The organism is Enterococcus sp. AAFC-DPL-5182 (assembly GCF_058216605.1).
The window spans coordinates 881,896-900,071 of sequence record NZ_CM177101.1 but is presented as its reverse complement, the minus strand read 5'-3'; the positions used below and the strand labels follow the sequence as shown (position 1 = coordinate 900,071).

General features: G+C 35.4%; 17 protein-coding genes and 1 tRNA gene. 5 read left to right on the top strand and 13 right to left on the bottom strand.

The genetic code is table 11. The annotated features are described in order from the left end of the window. Window positions 1-365: 365 nt before the first annotated feature. The 7 genes from AC4BB7_RS04115 to AC4BB7_RS04085 all read right to left on the bottom strand — a co-directional run bounded on the left by AC4BB7_RS04115 (window position 366) and on the right by AC4BB7_RS04085 (window position 5,757). The gene (locus AC4BB7_RS04115) at window positions 366-1,238 is read right to left on the bottom strand and encodes a hypothetical protein (RefSeq protein WP_490484519.1); all 873 of its coding nucleotides are present in this window, start codon (window positions 1,236-1,238) and stop codon (window positions 366-368) included. Window positions 1,239-1,599: 361 nt separating this feature from the next. Beyond that, window positions 1,600-2,232 carry a hypothetical protein gene (locus AC4BB7_RS04110; RefSeq protein ID WP_490484518.1) on the bottom strand — a complete coding sequence of 211 codons (633 nt, stop codon included), beginning with the start codon at window positions 2,230-2,232 and terminating at the stop codon, window positions 1,600-1,602. Next, complete coding sequence (locus AC4BB7_RS04105; protein WP_212637431.1) at window positions 2,229-2,426, bottom strand: P-loop NTPase family protein; 198 nt, start codon at window positions 2,424-2,426, stop codon at window positions 2,229-2,231. The genes AC4BB7_RS04110 and AC4BB7_RS04105 overlap by 4 nt, the downstream gene beginning before the upstream one ends. A gap of 384 nt (window positions 2,427-2,810) precedes the next feature. Next, window positions 2,811-2,883: transfer RNA gene (locus AC4BB7_RS04100), tRNA-Lys, on the bottom strand. 112 nt (window positions 2,884-2,995) lie between these two features. Continuing rightward, a complete protein-coding gene (locus AC4BB7_RS04095) occupies window positions 2,996-3,127 on the bottom strand; it encodes a FeoB-associated Cys-rich membrane protein (protein WP_086315672.1) in 132 nt (43 codons plus the stop codon). Between the two features lie 4 nt (window positions 3,128-3,131). Then, complete coding sequence (gene feoB / locus AC4BB7_RS04090) at window positions 3,132-5,285, bottom strand: ferrous iron transport protein B (RefSeq protein ID WP_490484517.1); 2,154 nt, start codon at window positions 5,283-5,285, stop codon at window positions 3,132-3,134. A gap of 4 nt (window positions 5,286-5,289) precedes the next feature. Next, window positions 5,290-5,757, bottom strand: a complete 468-nt coding sequence (locus AC4BB7_RS04085; protein ID WP_086315670.1) for a FeoA family protein — start codon at window positions 5,755-5,757, stop codon at window positions 5,290-5,292. A 470-nt stretch (window positions 5,758-6,227) separates the two neighbouring features. Between AC4BB7_RS04085 and nrdH the strand changes: the two genes are divergently transcribed. The 4 genes from nrdH (at window position 6,228) to nrdF (ending at window position 10,131) form a co-directional block, all read left to right on the top strand. Beyond that, the gene (gene nrdH / locus AC4BB7_RS04080; RefSeq protein ID WP_010760423.1) at window positions 6,228-6,452 is read left to right on the top strand and encodes a glutaredoxin-like protein NrdH; all 225 of its coding nucleotides are present in this window, start codon (window positions 6,228-6,230) and stop codon (window positions 6,450-6,452) included. 1 nt (window position 6,453) lies between these two features. Continuing rightward, complete coding sequence (nrdI, locus tag AC4BB7_RS04075) at window positions 6,454-6,831, top strand: class Ib ribonucleoside-diphosphate reductase assembly flavoprotein NrdI (protein WP_010770961.1); 378 nt, start codon at window positions 6,454-6,456, stop codon at window positions 6,829-6,831. Further along, window positions 6,812-8,971: a class 1b ribonucleoside-diphosphate reductase subunit alpha gene (gene nrdE, locus AC4BB7_RS04070; protein WP_490484516.1), complete on the top strand. Its 2,160-nt coding sequence runs from the start codon at window positions 6,812-6,814 to the stop codon at window positions 8,969-8,971. Before nrdI ends, nrdE begins: the two co-directional genes overlap by 20 nt. 197 nt (window positions 8,972-9,168) lie before the next feature. Then, window positions 9,169-10,131: a class 1b ribonucleoside-diphosphate reductase subunit beta gene (gene nrdF, locus AC4BB7_RS04065; RefSeq protein ID WP_490484515.1), complete on the top strand. Its 963-nt coding sequence runs from the start codon at window positions 9,169-9,171 to the stop codon at window positions 10,129-10,131. A gap of 70 nt (window positions 10,132-10,201) precedes the next feature. On the opposite strand, the gene AC4BB7_RS04060 is transcribed toward nrdF, so the two are convergent. Beyond that, on the bottom strand, window positions 10,202-11,632 hold the full coding sequence (locus tag AC4BB7_RS04060; protein ID WP_490484514.1) for an LPXTG cell wall anchor domain-containing protein: 1,431 nt from the start codon (window positions 11,630-11,632) through the stop codon (window positions 10,202-10,204). A gap of 267 nt (window positions 11,633-11,899) precedes the next feature. Next, window positions 11,900-13,027 carry an AI-2E family transporter gene (locus AC4BB7_RS04055; protein WP_490484513.1) on the bottom strand — a complete coding sequence of 376 codons (1,128 nt, stop codon included), beginning with the start codon at window positions 13,025-13,027 and terminating at the stop codon, window positions 11,900-11,902. A 160-nt stretch (window positions 13,028-13,187) separates the two neighbouring features. Here AC4BB7_RS04055 and AC4BB7_RS04050 point away from each other — a divergent pair, with 160 nt between their 5' ends. Next, complete coding sequence (locus AC4BB7_RS04050) at window positions 13,188-14,009, top strand: DUF92 domain-containing protein (RefSeq protein WP_490484512.1); 822 nt, start codon at window positions 13,188-13,190, stop codon at window positions 14,007-14,009. Between the two features lie 71 nt (window positions 14,010-14,080). Here the strand turns inward: AC4BB7_RS04050 and AC4BB7_RS04045 are convergent, their stop codons facing one another. The 4 genes from AC4BB7_RS04045 to AC4BB7_RS04030 form a co-directional block, all read right to left on the bottom strand. Next, a complete protein-coding gene (locus AC4BB7_RS04045; RefSeq protein WP_490484511.1) occupies window positions 14,081-14,788 on the bottom strand; it encodes an MgtC/SapB family protein in 708 nt (235 codons plus the stop codon). Between the two features lie 117 nt (window positions 14,789-14,905). Further along, entirely contained in the window at window positions 14,906-15,607 is a 702-nt protein-coding gene (gene nagB, locus AC4BB7_RS04040; protein WP_490484510.1) for a glucosamine-6-phosphate deaminase, read from the bottom strand. A 130-nt stretch (window positions 15,608-15,737) separates the two neighbouring features. Then, window positions 15,738-16,859, bottom strand: a complete 1,122-nt coding sequence (locus tag AC4BB7_RS04035; protein ID WP_490484509.1) for an LCP family glycopolymer transferase — start codon at window positions 16,857-16,859, stop codon at window positions 15,738-15,740. 139 nt (window positions 16,860-16,998) lie between these two features. Next, window positions 16,999-18,165 (bottom strand): nucleotide sugar dehydrogenase, encoded by a 1,167-nt coding sequence (locus AC4BB7_RS04030; protein WP_490484508.1) that lies wholly within the window; start codon window positions 18,163-18,165, stop codon window positions 16,999-17,001. Window positions 18,166-18,176 lie beyond the last annotated feature (11 nt).

The following is an 18,176-nucleotide window of genomic DNA, read 5'->3' as shown; positions in this document are numbered from 1 at the left end:
ACAAGTATTTTTAGGGGTAGATATTTTCCTAAAAATTGAGTACAATGAATCATGTCAGTGCTTTTGCATTGACGAGGGCAACTTGATCGGTCAGTGTCTTGACTTATCAGGGCTTCGTAGTTTGGCGGCCACCAAACTGTGAAGTGCCTTTTTTATTTTATTATTTCACTTCTATCCTGTACTCATTGTACAAGATGAGTGAATGTTTCGTCAATGCTGATTCTGCTTTATTTTTCCATTGAAAATCGATCTTTCTTTAAACAAATAATAGGCGTAAGGCTTTCATCAATATTTTTTGATTAGTAGAATTTTTTATTAATCTGCTAATACTTTGTTTAAATTCCTTGAAAAAACAATTATTGGCTTTATTGATTTGTCGATACAGCCATTTTAAGTGCTTGTATGGCATCGAAGTGTTGAATCGTGTAGACAGTCGTTCCGATTTGCCATACTACTGAATTCGTTTGGTAACTATCACTTACACTGGCAGTTAAAGAGATTTGACCAACATTTTGTGGTGCTGGCAGCATTGCTGTTTCTAAATAGGCCACTGCTTCTTTGGCTAAAGGTTCAGCCACTTCTCCACCAATATTAGATGCTCTCACAACCATACTCCAGTTTCCTTCTTGCCATGATAAGAAACTAGATCCTGCCGCGCCTTGTTGATACCCTTTAATTCCATAGCCTAGATCAATCTGACTACCACCATTATCAATAATTTGATTTACTGCGCTAGCAGCGGCGTCAGCCGAACCATACGTTTTTTTCTCAAATGAGGCAATTGGTTGTAAATCATTCACTGCAAGATCATTGACCACAATCCCATGATCTTCAGCATAATATAAAATTCTGAAGTTTCCTTGATCAGCAGCGCTTGTCGTTGCTGCCGTTAAATATTCAGCTGTTCTGCTTGTTAGTATGGCTTGTGGTAAGCGATCATTTGGAAAAGCTGAACTTAGCTGGCTTAAAACTGCATCTGCTTGTTTAGCAGGTGTATTATTTTCTGACTTCACAGCAGATTGACTTTCACTTGTTTTGGTTTCTGATGAAGCTGAAGATGAGTTTGTGGAACTTTGACTTGTGGTACTAGATTTTGTTGTACTCCCTTTAGTTGTTTGGCTTGTTTTTTCTGTATGCTTAGCGGAAGTTGAACTTTCAGCCGTCTTGCCTTTGCCTCCACAGGCAGCTAGCGATAATCCTGCTAGTAATATAAATGAATAAATCAGTTTCTTTTTCATCTTTTCCCCTCCTGTATACTTCTTTTCTTTAGTTTATCATCAAATAACGGAATACTCACTTCATATGATTATTATGATTGATCGGTCAAAAATAAACAAAAAAAGAGAACGCATATTCCATCTTCTAAACGTCCGAAGACGCCGACAGAATACCATTCTCGTGGGTTTGGCACCCAATGGGTCGTAAGGGGCTCGAACCCATGACCCGCTGATTAAAAGCGGTTTAATTCAAATCACATACAAGTAAATATTATCGCTATTCCCTTTTTATGCTCTTTCAACCATTTTTATTAGTATAGTGTTCAAAGAACTAGACCACTAAACTTTTTTTATGAACAAAATATATTTCTCTGAATTAGTATTATGATATTGGAGTAACTGATATAATTAGATCTTTGTTCCCTGATTTTTTAAAGAAGGAAATGATAGTATTTTGCTTCAATGACTTTACAATATCAGTAGAATTATCAAACACAAAATCTTCTAAAACATTATTTATAAACCCCGTATTTTCATTAATATCCTGTATTTGACAGAAAACTTTACCTTCCCCAATAATTTCAAATCTGTATTCTCCATTTATTGAATCTGGAACAAAAAAATTACCATAAGTATTTTTCAAACGAACGTTGCCGTTTTTTTCTAAAGGTAAATATTTTTCTTTTGACGGAGTTAAGTAGACTGAGCTTTTCTTTGGTGTTTGAATCTTGTTTGTATTATAAAATGCTTGATTACGTATAACATCTTTTTTATTTAAATTTTCATTAGCTAAAAACAACTCTTTGCTGTTGATTTCAGATACATCGTAATATCCTGATGCTAGTTTCTCAGAGTTTGCTACTACTGTATAAGTATTATTATTTTTTAAAGTCGTTTCTTTAGCTAGATTATTTTCATAAGTAAAATTGTCGGAATTATTATTATTATTAAAAAGCTTTATTCCGACAAAAACAATCAAGCATACACACACAATAAACAAAAATACTTTTCTCATGAAACAATACTCCCATCTTTGATAGCAATAATCGAATCACATAACTCTTCTATATCTTTTTTATTATGGCTAGCGATAACAATGATTCTTCCATTGGATTTTAATTCTTTTATAAGCTGATAAAATCTATCTATAGCTTCATCATCAAGCCCGTTCGACAGCCAAGACATTAACCACAGTACTTTCTTTTTCATTTTTCATCCTCCTAAAATCATTGGAATTCAATGAATTCCAGAGCTAATTGTAACATTCACAAAAAACAGAGTCAATTTAATCTTCCATTTTGTTTTAAACATCCATTTATTGAAAAAACATGCGGTATCTACGAACAAAAACTATTGAAAGTTGGCATCGCTGATACGTAGATCATTCGACGAAATAGTTTGGGGAAAAGAGTTTCAATACTTCTGCCTAGTTTCTGAATTAATCTCAAACAGCTTAATTTTATATATTACTGCATATTTACTATTTTTTAGAAGGCAAGTAGTCTAGAAATACAAAAAAAGAGAACGCATATTCCATCTTCTAAACGTCCGAAGACGCCGACAGAATACCATTCTCGTGGGTTTGGCACCCAATGGGTCGTAAGGGGCTCGAACCCATGACCCGCTGATTAAGAGTCAGCTGCTCTACCAACTGAGCTAACGACCCAAATAATTTAGTACTTAAATATTGTAGCACTTGAAAGTCGTTTATTCAAGAGGAAACGTCAGATACAACAAAATAAATTACGCTCGTTTTATCTCATTATATCTGACCTTTTTTACTCCCCTTGTTCTTTTTTTACAGGACATGTCGTATGACAATCATCGCAACTCTTCCCTTTTTTGATACGAGAATAAACAACATATCCAGCTCCACCAAAAATCAATACTGCTAAAATGAATGTTGCCATATACTTACCCTCTTTCTAAAGTCGCCATCGTCACTACAGGTTCTATTGTTACTTTTGGCTTTCTGACTAAGTAATAGCCCATGACTATCACAAGTAATGCTGCAATAAATATGCCAGCTCCAATTTGACCCTTCTCAAAGATCACGTGTCCAAATTGATAGATAATAAAGCTTACCACATAGGCTAAACCACATTGATATCCAATCGCGCCCCAGGTCCATTTCCAGTCGCCCATTTCTCTACGAATCGCACCAATCGCTGCAAAACACGGTGCGCATAATAAATTAAAGACTAAAAATGAATACGCAGCGACAGGTGTAAAAGCACCTTGTAAGGCTGACCAAACTTCTACACCATCTTCCGATACTTCTCCTAAGTGTCCAAACAAGATACCAAAAGTGCCAATTACGTTTTCTTTTGCCACTAAACCGGTTATTGTAGCGACCGCGCCTTGCCAAGATCCCCACCCAAGTGGTGCGAATAGTGGTGCAATGACTTTCCCTAAGTTTGCCAAAATACTTTGGTCAGCCTCTGCCTCTTGCAATGTAAATGAATAAGTGGAAGTAAACCAAATAATAATACTCATCACAAAAATGATCGTTCCTGCTTTTTTCACAAATGATTTACTACGATCATAAGCATGACGGAGCACACCACGTAATTGCGGCATATGGTACGCTGGTAATTCCATGATAAATGGAGCCGGATCTCCCGAAAATGAACGTGTTTTCTTCAACGCGATTCCTGATAATACAATTGCAGCGATCCCAATAAAATAAGCGGATGGTGAAACCCAACTACTTTTTGGAAAAAAAGCGCCCGCAATCAAAGCAATGATCGGTAATTTTGCTGAACACGGCATAAACGTCGTAACCATGATCGTCATCTTACGATCTTTTTCATTTTCAATCGTACGACTGGCCATAACTCCAGGCACACCACAGCCTGTCGCAATCAACATGGGAATAAACGATTTACCTGATAAACCAAACTTCCTAAATAAACGATCCATCACAAACGCAATTCTCGACATATAACCACAATCTTCTAAGAACCCCAAACATAAGAATAAAACGACTAATTGCGGCAAGAAACCCAAGACTGCCCCAACTCCCGCAATGATCCCATCTAAAATCAAACTTTGCATCCACGGTGCTACTTGCCAATTCACTAATAACCCTTCAACAGTATTTGGTACAAAATTGCCAAACAACTCATCATTGATCCAATCGGTTCCCATTGTGCCTACAGTTTGAATCGCTAAATAATAAACGAACCACATAATCAAAGCAAAAATCGGTAAAGCCAACCAACGATTGGTGACGATGCGATCAATTTTATCACTTGTACTGAATGTGATTTCATTTTTTTCGATCGAACAAAGAGCCGTTAAACGGGTAATAAATTCATATCGTTCATTGATTACGATGGCTTCACTATCATCTCCAAAAATTTGTTCTGTGATCTTAATGATTTCTTCTATTTCATTTTGTTGTAACGAGCTTAACTCTAATTCTTCATGGACTCTAGCATCTCTTTCGAATAATTTAATACTATACCAGCGGACTTGTTTCTCCACTACATTGTTCCCTAATACATCCATGATTTCATTTAAGGCGGCCTCTAAGCGATTGTCATAAGTCGGATAGTTTAATTCTGAGGAAGAGGCTTCTACTGCTTTAACTGCTTTTTTTACTAACTCGTCAAGTCCCCGATTTTTCAACGCGCTAATCCCTAGTACATCCACACCTAAACCATAAGAAAGTTTTTCAGTATTGATTTTCCTTCCAGTTTTATCTAAAATATCCATCATATTCAATCCAACTACAACAGGAATACCCGTTTCCATCAATTGAGTCGTTAAATACAGATTTCTTTCTAAATTTGTCGCATCAACAATATTGACGATGACATCTGGTTCCCCAGTTAGTAAATAGTCTCTGGCAACTACTTCTTCTGGTGTGTATGGAGAAAGAGAGTAAATACCAGGTAAATCTTGAATCGTTATTTGTTTCTCTTTCTTTAGCTTGCCTTCTTTTCGCTCGACAGTCACACCTGGCCAATTTCCTACATATTGATTTGCCCCTGTTAATGCATTGAACGCTGTTGTCTTTCCACTATTTGGATTCCCCGTCAGAGCAATGTGCTGTTCTTTCATTTTTCTACCCCTCTTTCTGTACCAAGACTAATTCTGCTTCATTTTTTCTTAACGTTAATTCATACCCGCGAAGATTGATTTCGATTGGATCCCCTAAAGGCGCCATTTTTCTGACAAGAATATCCACCCCTTTGGTTAGTCCCATATCCATCAATCGTCTTTTGACCGCCCCTTGTCCGTGAATTCCAATTACACGGGCTTTTTCACCCACTGTTAATTGATCTAGAGATAGCCAGTTTTCTTCGTCAATGCTTTTTTCTACTATTGTAATCTGTTTTAATACAGATAAATTGATTGCAATTCGGCTGTTGCGCAACAAAACAATACCATTCTCACTAGAATAATTCACCAACACAACTTTCCCACCCGGCACAAGACCAAGATTATTCAAGTGCTTTTTCGCAAAACCTTCTGCCTGTATCTCTTCAATTATATAAACTTTGTTCAACTTTGCCTGTGCCAGTGTCAACATTGTGTGGTCCTCCTATTTTTTGTCAGTTTTAGCTCGTGAAATTATCTATTCAAACCTATTTCATGATTGTGAAAAAGTTTCATAAAAAATACCATTGATATTGATAATCGTTCTCATCAAGTATACCTTTTTGTGATACTTAAATCAATCTTCTTTCTACCTATAGTAAGAAAATATTTCCCCCACAAAAATAGGTTCCCTTTTTTGTGTGTCTCTTATCGATTGGCCACTACATCTTGTGCTTTACGAATAAAAAATTTCAAGTCAAAATTTAATAAATTTCTTTTTTAAACACAAAAATAGCAATAAAAGTCGCTCAAATCTAGAGAATACGTGCTTTCATATTTCTTTCAAAAACACAAAACATGGTATTACATCTAAAAACAACCACAATATGTAGTGCCTAAGTGTTGACTTTTTCCGTGAGAGATTTATACTAGTGAAGTAAACTAATTGAGGGGGAATTAAAAATGAACGTAAAAATCTTTTCTAAAAATAATTGTATCCAATGTAAAATGGCAAAACGCTTTTTAAGCGAGAATAATATAGCATTTGAAGAAGTAAATATCGATATCCAACCAGACGCAATCGACTGGTTAAAAGAACAAGGATTCCAAAGTGTTCCGGTTATCACTTCTGATGCTACAACAGTTGTAGGATTCCGTCCTGATCAATTAAAACAATTGGCTAGCTAAAATGAAAATTGTTTATTTTTCAGTCACCGGACAAACGAGACGCTTCATTAAAAAATTGGATTTAGCAGCTTATGAAATTGAGCCTGCGAATCCTTTTTTTGAGATAAATGAGCCTTTTGTCTTAGTCGTTCCTACTTATGACCAAGAAATCACTGAAGTAGTGAACGATTTTCTTGATTACAAAAACAATCAAGAATACTTGCAAGGCGTTGCTGGAGGCGGAAACCTCAATTTCGCAGAGTTATATGTGTATACAGCCAAAGACATAGCACGTGATTACAACGTTCCAATGCTTTTTGCGTTTGAATTTAGCGGCACGAACGAAGACGTGGAATCCTTTAAGAAAGTAGTGAATGAACTTGAGTCTAAAAGAAATTAAAGATGTTAGCTATTTTAAGCTGAATAATGAGATCAATCGTCCTGTAGATGGACAAATTCCTTTACATAAGGATAAAGAAGCGTTGGAAGCTTTCTTCAAAGAAAATGTTCTTCCTAATACAAGAACTTTTAATACTATAGAAGAAAAAATTAATTACTTGATCGAAAATGACTACCTAGAAACAGCATTTATTGAAAAATATTCTATGGGTTTTATTGAACAACTATATACGTTTCTTGATGAACAACAGTTTGAATTCAAATCATTTATGGCAGCGTACAAGTTTTATTCACAATATGCACTTAAAAATAATGAAGGAACTGAATACTTAGAAAGCTACGAAGATCGTGTGGCTTTCAATGCATTGTATTTTGCTGATGGCAACGAAGAATTGGCTTTAGTTTTAGCTGATGAGATGATCCACCAACGTTACCAACCTGCGACACCTTCTTTCTTAAATGCTGGACGTAAACGTCGTGGTGAGCTTGTTTCTTGTTTCTTGATCCAAGTGACAGATGATATGAACAGTATCGGCCGTTCGATCAACTCTGCTTTACAATTATCACGTATTGGCGGCGGTGTGGGGATCACATTAGCAAATTTACGTGAAGCCGGAGCACCGATCAAAGGATACGAAGGCGCTGCTAGTGGCGTGGTTCCTGTTATGAAATTATTCGAAGATAGCTTTAGCTATTCTAATCAATTAGGTCAACGTCAAGGCGCTGGAGTTGTTTACCTAAACGTTTTCCATCCAGACATCGAAATGTTTCTTTCAACAAAAAAAGAAAATGCGGATGAAAAAGTTCGTGTGAAGACTTTATCTTTAGGTATTGTTGTTCCTGATAAGTTTTATGAATTAGCTCGTAACAATGAAGATATGTATTTATTCAGCCCTTACAGTGTAGAACGTGAATATGGCGTGCCTTTCTCTTATGTTGATATTACAAAAGAATACGATAATCTAGTGGCTAACCCTAAAATTCGCAAACGTAAAATCAAAGCCCGTGATTTAGAAAATGAAATTTCTAAATTACAACAAGAATCTGGCTACCCATATATCATCAATATCGATACAGCCAATAGAAGTAATCCTGCTTATGGCAAGATCATCATGAGTAACTTATGTTCAGAAATTTTACAAGTTCAAACACCTTCTGTTTTAAATGGCAAACAAGAATATGAAACACTTGGTACAGACATTAGCTGTAACTTAGGTTCAACAAATATCGTCAACTTGATGGACAGTCCTGATTTTGGTAAATCTGTTCGTGCAATGACACGTGCGTTAACTTTTGTGACTGATGCATCTGATATCGATGTGGTTCCTTCTATTCAAAACGGCAATAAACTAAGTCATACGATTGGACTCGGTGCAATGGGTCTGCATACTTTCTTTGCTAAAAACCATATGGAATATGGTTCTAAAGACTCACTTGATTTCACCAATGTTTACTTTACTTTATTGAACTACTGGACTTTAGTAGAAAGTAATAACATTGCTAAACAATATAACGAAACTTTTCATAATTTTGAAAAATCAGATTATGCGAATGGTTCCTATTTTGACAAATATATTGAAGGAGACTTCACACCACAATCAGATAAAGTCAAAGAAATCTTTAAAGATATTTTTGTTCCAACTTCTGAGGACTGGGCGAACTTACGTGATGCAGTGAAAAAAGACGGTTTATACCACCAAAATCGTTTAGCTGTAGCACCTAATGGTTCTATTTCTTATATCAATGATACAAGTGCTAGTATCCACCCGATCACTCGTATGATCGAAGAGCGCCAAGAAAAGAAAATCGGAAAAATTTACTACCCTGCTCCTTATCTAGCAAATGATACGATTCCTTATTATACATCTGCTTATGACATGGATATGCGAAAAGTAATCGATGTCTATGCGACAGCGCAACAACATGTGGATCAAGGAATGAGTTTGACATTGTTTATGCGTTCTGAAATTCCAGAAGGTTTATACGAATGGAAAGATTCACCAAAACAAACAACACGTGATCTGAATATTTTACGACACTATGCTTTCCATAAAGGCGTTAAATCGATTTATTACGTACGAACGTTTACAGATGATGCTGAAGAGATTGGTAGTAACCAATGTGAAAGCTGTGTGATCTAAAAAAGCGGTATAGGCTTGACCAGCTCTTGAGCAAGTTAGGAAATTTTTTCAAAGATACTCTTTGTCCTTTAAAGAAATTTATCTACTTGTCGATAGAGCTAGCCTGTGAAGCTGGATCAACGAAACAAGGCGCCCTCTGGTCGCCTTGTTCTATGATTTACTGTATTTTATTGTAAAGGTAATGAGGAGGAAAATACATGGCAAGATATTATGAAGCAATCAACTGGAACGCTATCGAAGACGTGATTGATAAATCAACTTGGGAGAAACTAACAGAACAATTTTGGTTAGATACTCGGATCCCTTTATCAAATGATCTAGATGACTGGAGAACTCTTTCAGACCTCGAAAAAACAACTGTAGGTTACGTCTTTGGCGGTCTGACCCTGTTAGATACTGTTCAGTCTGAAAGTGGTATGGAGCAGTTAAGAAATGATGTCCGTACACCACATGAAGAAGCGGTTTTAAACAATATCCAATTTATGGAATCTGTTCACGCTAAAAGTTACTCATCGATTTTCAGTACATTAAACACTAAAAAAGAAATCGACGATATCTTTGAATGGACAAATACAAATGTTTATTTGCAAACAAAAGCAGAAAAAATCAATGAGATTTATAAAAACGGTACACCATTAGAAAAGAAAGTTGCGAGCGTATTTTTAGAAACGTTCTTATTCTATTCTGGTTTTTATACGCCTCTTTATTATTTAGGAAATAACAAACTAGCAAACGTTGCTGAAATCATCAAATTGATCATTCGTGATGAGTCTGTTCATGGGACTTACATTGGATACAAATTCCAATTAGGATTCAATGAATTATCTGAAACAGAACAAAATGAAATGAAGGATTGGATGTACAACCTTCTTTATGAGTTGTATGAAAATGAAGAGCGTTATACTGAAGAATTATATGACGGTTTAGGCTGGACTGAAGAAGTGAAAACCTTCTTACGTTATAACGCTAACAAAGCCTTGATGAACCTTGGTATGGATCCATTGTTCGCTGATACAGCAAATGATGTTAACCCAATTGTTATGAATGGTATCTCTACTGGAACAAGCAATCACGATTTCTTTTCTCAGGTCGGTAATGGTTACCTATTAGGGACTGTTGAAGCGATGAAAGATGACGATTATTTGATTGGTATGGATTAATACTTTCTCTTAAAAATCAAAAAAGTCCCGGATAAAACTGTTTCAGTGTTTATCTGGGACTTTTTTATCTTTATTTACTATTTCTTTTTCTGCTATATATCGTCACAACACCAATAACTAAAATAAATAAGCCGATAACACTTAGGAAAAATCGATTTTTCTCCCCAGTATTAGGAAAAGCTGATTTTTTAGAAGTACTTGCTTTATCAGCAGTTTTTCCTTCAGGTTTTTCTTTTGATTCAGGTGTTTGTGTTCCAAATTTATTATCCGTTATCGTAGTCACAGCTGAATACGTTCCTAACTCCTCATCTAGAGCCATGAAGTAAGCATTTTTACCTGCTTCTAGAGTAAAATAGCCCGCTCTATCCGTAATAGTTTGTTTTGTTGTATAAGGTCTCATTTGTTTTATATCTGACAAATCTGCCTTAAAATCTAGTGTTGCTGCAACTCTATTACCATCTCCAAAAATCGATACGTTTGGTGCTGGTTCTCCATTTTTTGAAAGTACTCTTCCTCTTATAGTATTCGTACTTTCGTCAAATGAATCAAATTGAATATCGTATGCTGCTGAATTTTCGATCACTGTATATCTGAATACTTTAGTGACAGGAATCTTTCCTTCAGGTGTATTATTTGTGAAACTTGCTTTTACATAGTTGATTCCTAATCTATCAGTCGGTGTTCCTAAAAACTTAAAATTATCATATGATGCATGATGAAAGTGAGCATTCTCTTCTAGCATATCCGTGCTCAAAGTATCTCCTTGGTATAATAAAATGGATGTAGACATAAGGTCTTCTTCATTCATACTTTGTTCGTGAATAACCAAATATTTGAATAAACCGGTAGCCTCTTTGCTTCCATTTTCGTCATTGACCGTAAAGCTTGCTCTAACTATCTGAGGACCTAACTTATCCGTTACAGGTACTTCCAATAACTTAAAATTTGCATAGGGTTTGTTATTTTCTTTTGCATCTTTTTGTAACATATCAGCGGTCAGTTTCCCGTCTATCATAACAGTAACATTCGTACTGATCACTTCTTCCTCTGCTGATTTACGTGCAATCACTTGGTATTCAAAAATTGCAGTATTATCAGAACTTCCACCAGGTCCATGTGCTGTGTAACTGGCTTTTACATAATTAGTTCCAGTTTTTTCAGTTGAAGCTTCTTCTAAAAGTTTAACGTTATCATAAGGAGCATGCCCTTCATGCATATTCGCTTGCAACATTTCAGCGGTCAGTTTTTCTCCTTGAAATAGAAATAATGATGTTTTGATTACATTTAATTCTGTTTTAGATGCAGAAGACTCAGTTACGTCTTCTGAAGTTGCTGTTCCAGTCGTTAGATTCGTTTCATCTATAGCCGATGGAATAGTACTTTCCACAGTCGATACTGGTGTTTCTGATTCAGTCGATGAAGCTGACGTATTTTCTTCCGCCAATACGCCTATCGGAAATAGCCCCCCTATTAATATTAAACACATAACAATTTTTTTCATCTTAATCCTCCTGTTCTTTTCCAAAACCACTCCGTAACAACATCGTAACACAACAGTAACATTAGACAAGTGATTTTCAAAAGAATAAGTACTCTTAAAACTTTCTTAATATCTATTTATATAAGCTGATTCAGATCAAATGCATATATTATGACATCAGTTTATATTACGAAATCATTACAAATCCATAATCATTACGGCTAAAAGAAGAGGATGGAGCAAAAACGTTTATTCAGCTTTCAAAAAGCTGAGGTATCACGCAACGCATTATATATCAGTCCCAATTTGTTCCTCTAAGGCCTGCTTCTTACCTTCTTTTCTAAGACTATAAATCTTACTGATATTAATAACTAACGTCTTGATCACTGCATAAACAGGAATACAAATCAACATGCCAATAATGCCCCCAACGCTTCCAGATGCAATTAATACCAATATGATCGTCAATGGATGAATATTCAATGATTTTCCCATTAATAAAGGCTTGATTAAATTCCCATCTAATTGTTGAATCACTAAAATAGACAATGCCATATACAATGCCTGCCAAGGAGAAATAAATAGACCAACTAAAATCGCTGGAACTGCGCCAATAAAAGGGCCCACATAAGGAATAATATTCGTCAAACCACAAAATACAGCCAATAGTAAACTATAAGGTTGTTTAAAAATTGTCATCGCTATAAAACTTAGTATACCAATAATCAAAGCATCTAACACTGTACTGCTGATATAGGCTGACAACGTTTGATTCATCTCTTTGACCGTTTGTCTTAATTCATTTCGAATACTTTTAGGAAAGAAATGCGACATTGCATCTAAAAATTTATGACCATCTTTAAACATAAAAAACAAAATGAAAGGTACTGTAAAAAGTAAAATGAAAAACTTCAGCAAGACACCAACGATTTTAGACAAACTACTCGTCACTCCAATAATCGCAAAATTCAAAATATTACTGATCGTAATGTTTGCCTTATCTAATTGTTCCTGAATATTAAAACTTTTTACTCCTTCTAAATTCCCTAAATCATTCAACCACTGGTTCATCTCTTCTGCATAACTAGGAAGTGACTGACTTAGCTCTAAGGACTGATTCACCAATTGAGGAACAACATTCATGATGACAAGTGTAATCAATACAATTAAAAATGTAAACGAAAGTAGAAACCCAGCAATCCTAGGTAGCCCCCGTTTTTCTAAAAAAACGACGATTGGATCAAACATATAGTATAAAAATCCTGCAATCAGCAAGGGCATAAAAACTGCAGATACCATCCCTAATATAGGACTAAAGATATTCGGCATTTTTAGCAAAAAGAAGACGCCAATAATCGTCAGTACAATTTCTACTGTCCAAAATAACAATTTTGATTGTTTAAATAAAGAACCCATATAAAACCTCCAATTCATGATACATTCATTCTACCATTATTTTTCAGTATAAAAAGAGTATTCTGTATTTGGATAATTGAAATTTCTCCTCCGAATTTTATAATCATTCCATGATATACTTATTCTGTTAATATAAATCAATTGTTTAAAGAGGTGTCTCATGACTATTTTCCTTTATAAATTATTTCTAGGCTTTATCACAGGAAGTCTTATTGGTACATTCTCCTACATTACTAACTTACTCACAAAGTCTGGTGCTTTTGCTGTACTTTTTATCGCTATAATCGTGTGTGGCTTTGGACCATGGTTAACTTGGGCCTTGCTTATTTTATTTTTTACCAGTTCAGGCTGTATCCATTTTGCAAAAAAGATGCTGAAAGTAAATAACATTGACACAATTACCGAAAAAGGACACACCCGAGATGCTTGGCAAGTACTTGCTAACAGCCTTCCAGCAATTACTTCTTTGATTATTTTCTACTACACCAAAAATCAATTATTCTTAATTGGTTATGTTAGTGCAATCGCAGGAGCAACTGCAGATACTTGGGGTTCCGAGATTGGAACGTTAAGTAGAAAGGCCCCTCGATCAATCATTTCATTTAAATCAATCGAACAAGGAATTTCTGGTGGCGTCTCTGTACTTGGGAGCATCGCCTCGTTTTTTGGTAGTCTGCTAATTTCAGTGAGCTTTTGGCTGCTTTATGAGTTATATCACACTTCTAACCTTTCAGTATCTATGTTACTTCTCGTACCACTTATTTGTGGTGTTGCTAATGCTTTTATAGATAGTTTATTAGGAGCAACACTTCAAGTGAAGTACTCCTGTCCCGTCTGTGGGCAAGTAACTGAAAAAAGACAACATCACCTAAATCAAACACAACGAATCAGCGGTATTTCATGGTTAACAAATGATTGGGTCAACTTTTTTAGTGGTTGTTTAACGGTCACGTTAAGTTGGTTCATTGTTTTTTATCTGTAATAAAAATAAGGCACTCTGAAAAATTCCACTTTTCAGGATTGCCTTATTTTTTCTTATGCTATAGGATTAGTTTAAATACTGACTAATCGTAGTTTGGTTATATTTTTATAAATCGACAGATCTTCTATAACTTCAGCGTAGGTCATACCTTTTGGTAAATCAATGGTATAAATGTTTGTATAGATTTGTGTGTCTTCAACTAAAACTACATTAAAGTTTACATCTTCGATTTCTATTTTATGTTCTTCAAAATATTGATTGATAAATTCTTTGGTTTCCTGTTTGTGTATATAACGGATTTCTAATTTTTTTGTTGTTGGTACATGGATTACTTTTCTCACTAAGGTCAGAGCAGTAAAAACACCTATAGAACTGGTAATCGCAATCGCATAGTACCCCATTCCGATCGCAATTCCTAAACCAGCCACCGCCCATAGCGAAGCAGCTGTTGTTAGTCCTGTGACAGACTGTTTTGTTACAATGATCGTTCCTGCACCTAAAAAGCCGATTCCGCTCACTACTTGAGCAATCAAGCGAGCTTGATCCGAACGAATCACTCCAGTCAGTTCTGGATGATTGATTGCATCTTGTAAGGCGCTTGCAGCAATTTCAACTTGAATCAATGCGATGATCGTAGCACCCATACAAACTAAAATATGCGTTCGCATACCAGCTGGTCGATTTTTATATTGCCGTTCAAAGCCGATCACTCCACCAATCAGCATCGCTAAGCATAGCCGAATAATAATTTCAGGAACTGTTAAATCTATATCCATCATACTTATTCCTCCTACCACTCTTCCATTTCATTATAGCACTAATTATAATGCTGGGCATGATGCTCATCCAAAAAAACTGTGACCCAAGTTAAATACTTCGATCACAGAGTCTTATTTTTATAATTTACTTCCGGCAGCTTCATCAATGATAACCACTACGTCAGAGTGATTTTGTAAAGCACTTGCTGGCAAATCAACAGAAACAGGCCCATCGATCATTCCTTTGATAGCGTCCGCCTTAGCTTCGCCATATGCCATTAAAATCATTTTCTTGCCTTTCATGATTGAACCGATTCCCATAGAAACAGCTCTTGTTGGAACATCTTCTACTTTTTCAAAATTACGTTTGTTTGCATTGATTGTAGATTCTGTTAATTCAACTACATGAGTTAAACTATCTAGAGGCGTTCCTGGTTCGTTAAAACCGATATGGCCATTTTGACCAATTCCTAGAATTTGAATATCAATTGGATTGCTATCGATAATGCCTTCATAATGCTTGCATTCAGCTGATAAATCCTCTGCCTTACCATTTGGTACGTATGTGTTCTTGAATGGTTTTTTGTTGAATAATTGGTCGTTCATGAAATAACGGTAACTTTGATCGTCATCTCCACCCAACCCAACATATTCATCCAAGTTAACAGAAGTCATATCTGTAAAATCTAAATCACTTGCTGTCATTTCTTTATATAATGTTTCCGGTGTGCTTCCTGTAGCAAGACCTAAAACTTTAGCGCCGTTGTTCATGCCTTCTTTGATCAATTCAAATGCTTTTTTTCCGCCTTCTTCAGCGTTCGCTACTTTGATAATTTCCATTAAAAATTGCTCCCTTATGTCCATATTTGGTATAGTCCAATTATAACACCCTATAAAAAAGATTTCTAGTCTAAAATGATTAGAAAATAAAAAAAACTTCTATTCCTTTTCAAGAATAGAAGTTTCCTAATTAATATCCGCCGGAATATACCTCATTCGCGGCATTTTGATCCGTATATGAATTTGGATCAGCATTTGCTGCATCCTGAGCGTAACCATAGCTATTCGTAGTATCTGACACTCCAGTGCCGCCATATTCATACGAGCCAGTCTCATTACCACTAATATAATTACTATAGTTGCTATTATCTTTTGCTTGCATCTCTTTATTTTCAGGTAAACCTAACTGAGCCCGCAAGTTTGTTTGCACATCATATAATTTAGTCGGATCTAAAATTTGGTAATAAATACCGCCAATTTCTTGACCCTCACCTTCTAACTGTAAAGAGTCGATATCTTTGAATGCAGGCATATACTTCTTCTGAATATCTACCATATTATCCCAAGTCAAATCCGTTTTTACATTATCTTTTACAGCATCTAAAATCTTTCTATATTTGGCAACGCCATCTAAACTGATGACTTTATTCACGATTTTTTCAACAACTTCTCTTTGGCGACGTTGACGTCCAATATCCCCTTCCGGATCTTCTTCACGCATCCGAGCATAGGCTAAACCAGTCTCACTATCAAGCTTGATATGACCTTTTGGAACTGTAATACCATCTAATGTAAATTCAAATGGATTATCAACTTCAATACCACCAACAGCATCAATTAAATCTTTCATACCTTTCATGTTGATCGATACATAGTTGTCGATTGGAATATCTAATAAGTTTTCAACTGTATCAATCGCCATCTTTGCACCACCAAACGCATAGGCGTGATTTAACTTATCTTCTGTGCCGTATCCAACGATATCAGTTAAAATATCCCGATCCAAACTGATCATTGTAGATTTTTTTTCTTTAGGATTAATAGTAACTACCATTGTCGTATCAGAGCGACCTTGTTCTGTTCGTCCTAAATCGCCAGTATCAATTCCCATCAGTAAAACTGAAAAAGGTTCTTGAGCATCAATATTTACCGCTGTCTCTCTTCTTTTAGACGTACGATCAATTGACTCATATACACCTTTTACTGTACCAGTTGCATCAGAATACATTTTAATCCCGTATGCACAGAAGCCTGCAACTGAAACAAGAACTAATCCTAAAGCAGTTAATATTACTTTTTTCCATAGGTTCATAAGACACTTCCTCATTTTTGCAAGAATAATTCATGAAATCTATTTTCTCACAATTTGAACCACGCCGCAACTTTTTTGGGGAATTGGCATGATATCTTAATGTATTTGTAAAATAATGCTCAGTAAAGATAGTTAATTACTAATCTCTTCTGAATAAATCCCGAGTGTAGACTTTCTCTTCACAGTCACTGAGCTCATCTTCAAACCGATTTGAGACAATAATATCTGAAATTTTTTTAAATTCTTTAAGATCTCTAATAACTTTAGAATTAAAGAAAGTATCCTCTTCTAAAGTTGGTTCGAATACGACTACTTCTACCCCTTTGGCTTTCAATCGTTTCATTATTCCCTGAATCGAAGAATATCTGAAATTATCTGAGTTTGCTTTCATTGTTAATCTAAAGATCCCTACAACTTTAGGCTTTTTCGCTAAAATTTGTTCAGCTATAAAATCTTTTCTAGTCGTATTTGCTTCCACGATTGCACTAATAATATTATTTGGCACTTGATCATAATTTGCTCGTAATTGCTTCGTATCCTTAGGCAAACAATAACCTCCATAACCAAAAGAAGGATTATTATAGTGCGTGCCAATTCTTGGATCTAGCCCCACACCTTCAATGATTTGTTTAGCATCTAAGCCACGCACTTCAGCATAAGTATCAAGCTCATTAAAATAAGCGACCCTCAAAGCTAAATACGTATTAGAAAACAATTTGATTGCTTCAGCTTCTGCAGAATTTGTTAAAAGAATTTCACTGTTTTTTTCAGCAGTATTTTCTAAGAACATGTTTGCAATATTCTTAGCACGTTCAGAGCATTCGCCAACAATGATTCTAGAAGGATATAAATTATCGTAGAGGGCTTTTCCTTCGCGAAGAAACTCAGGTGAAAATATAATATTTTCTGTATTGTATTTCTTCTTTAGAGAATCTGTATAACCCACAGGTACTGTAGATTTAATGATAAAACACGTATCTGGTTTTATTTTCAAGACTCTTTCTATCACAGACTCAACTGTAGCAGTGTTAAAATAGTTTTTCTTTTCATCATAATCTGTGGGTGTTGCAATGATCAGGTATTCTCCAAATTGAACTGCGGTTTCAAATTTTTTTGTGAATGTTAAATTCAAATCTGAACGTTCTAAAAATTCATTGATTTCAGGATCTTCTAGAGGAGAGCATTTATTATTCAGCATATCAATTTTTTCATCTATAATATCATATGCGATGACTTCTTCCTTTTGAGATAATAGTAGTGCATTTGCCAGGCCAACATACCCTAAACCGATAATCGATAATTTCATACACACACTCC

Coding starts and splice junctions, on each gene's coding strand:
- AC4BB7_RS04115 (WP_490484519.1), bottom strand. CDS start 1,238: ATGAAAAAGAAACTGATTTATTCATTTATATTACTAGCAGGATTATCG.
- AC4BB7_RS04110 (WP_490484518.1), bottom strand. CDS start 2,232: ATGAGAAAAGTATTTTTGTTTATTGTGTGTGTATGCTTGATTGTTTTT.
- AC4BB7_RS04105 (WP_212637431.1), bottom strand. CDS start 2,426: ATGAAAAAGAAAGTACTGTGGTTAATGTCTTGGCTGTCGAACGGGCTT.
- AC4BB7_RS04095 (WP_086315672.1), bottom strand. CDS start 3,127: ATGGCAACATTCATTTTAGCAGTATTGATTTTTGGTGGAGCTGGATAT.
- feoB (WP_490484517.1), bottom strand. CDS start 5,285: ATGAAAGAACAGCACATTGCTCTGACGGGGAATCCAAATAGTGGAAAG.
- AC4BB7_RS04085 (WP_086315670.1), bottom strand. CDS start 5,757: ATGTTGACACTGGCACAGGCAAAGTTGAACAAAGTTTATATAATTGAA.
- nrdH (WP_010760423.1), top strand. CDS start 6,228: ATGAACGTAAAAATCTTTTCTAAAAATAATTGTATCCAATGTAAAATG.
- nrdI (WP_010770961.1), top strand. CDS start 6,454: ATGAAAATTGTTTATTTTTCAGTCACCGGACAAACGAGACGCTTCATT.
- nrdF (WP_490484515.1), top strand. CDS start 9,169: ATGGCAAGATATTATGAAGCAATCAACTGGAACGCTATCGAAGACGTG.
- AC4BB7_RS04060 (WP_490484514.1), bottom strand. CDS start 11,632: ATGAAAAAAATTGTTATGTGTTTAATATTAATAGGGGGGCTATTTCCG.
- AC4BB7_RS04055 (WP_490484513.1), bottom strand. CDS start 13,027: ATGGGTTCTTTATTTAAACAATCAAAATTGTTATTTTGGACAGTAGAA.
- AC4BB7_RS04050 (WP_490484512.1), top strand. CDS start 13,188: ATGACTATTTTCCTTTATAAATTATTTCTAGGCTTTATCACAGGAAGT.
- AC4BB7_RS04045 (WP_490484511.1), bottom strand. CDS start 14,788: ATGATGGATATAGATTTAACAGTTCCTGAAATTATTATTCGGCTATGC.
- nagB (WP_490484510.1), bottom strand. CDS start 15,607: ATGGAAATTATCAAAGTAGCGAACGCTGAAGAAGGCGGAAAAAAAGCA.
- AC4BB7_RS04035 (WP_490484509.1), bottom strand. CDS start 16,859: ATGAACCTATGGAAAAAAGTAATATTAACTGCTTTAGGATTAGTTCTT.
- AC4BB7_RS04030 (WP_490484508.1), bottom strand. CDS start 18,165: ATGAAATTATCGATTATCGGTTTAGGGTATGTTGGCCTGGCAAATGCA.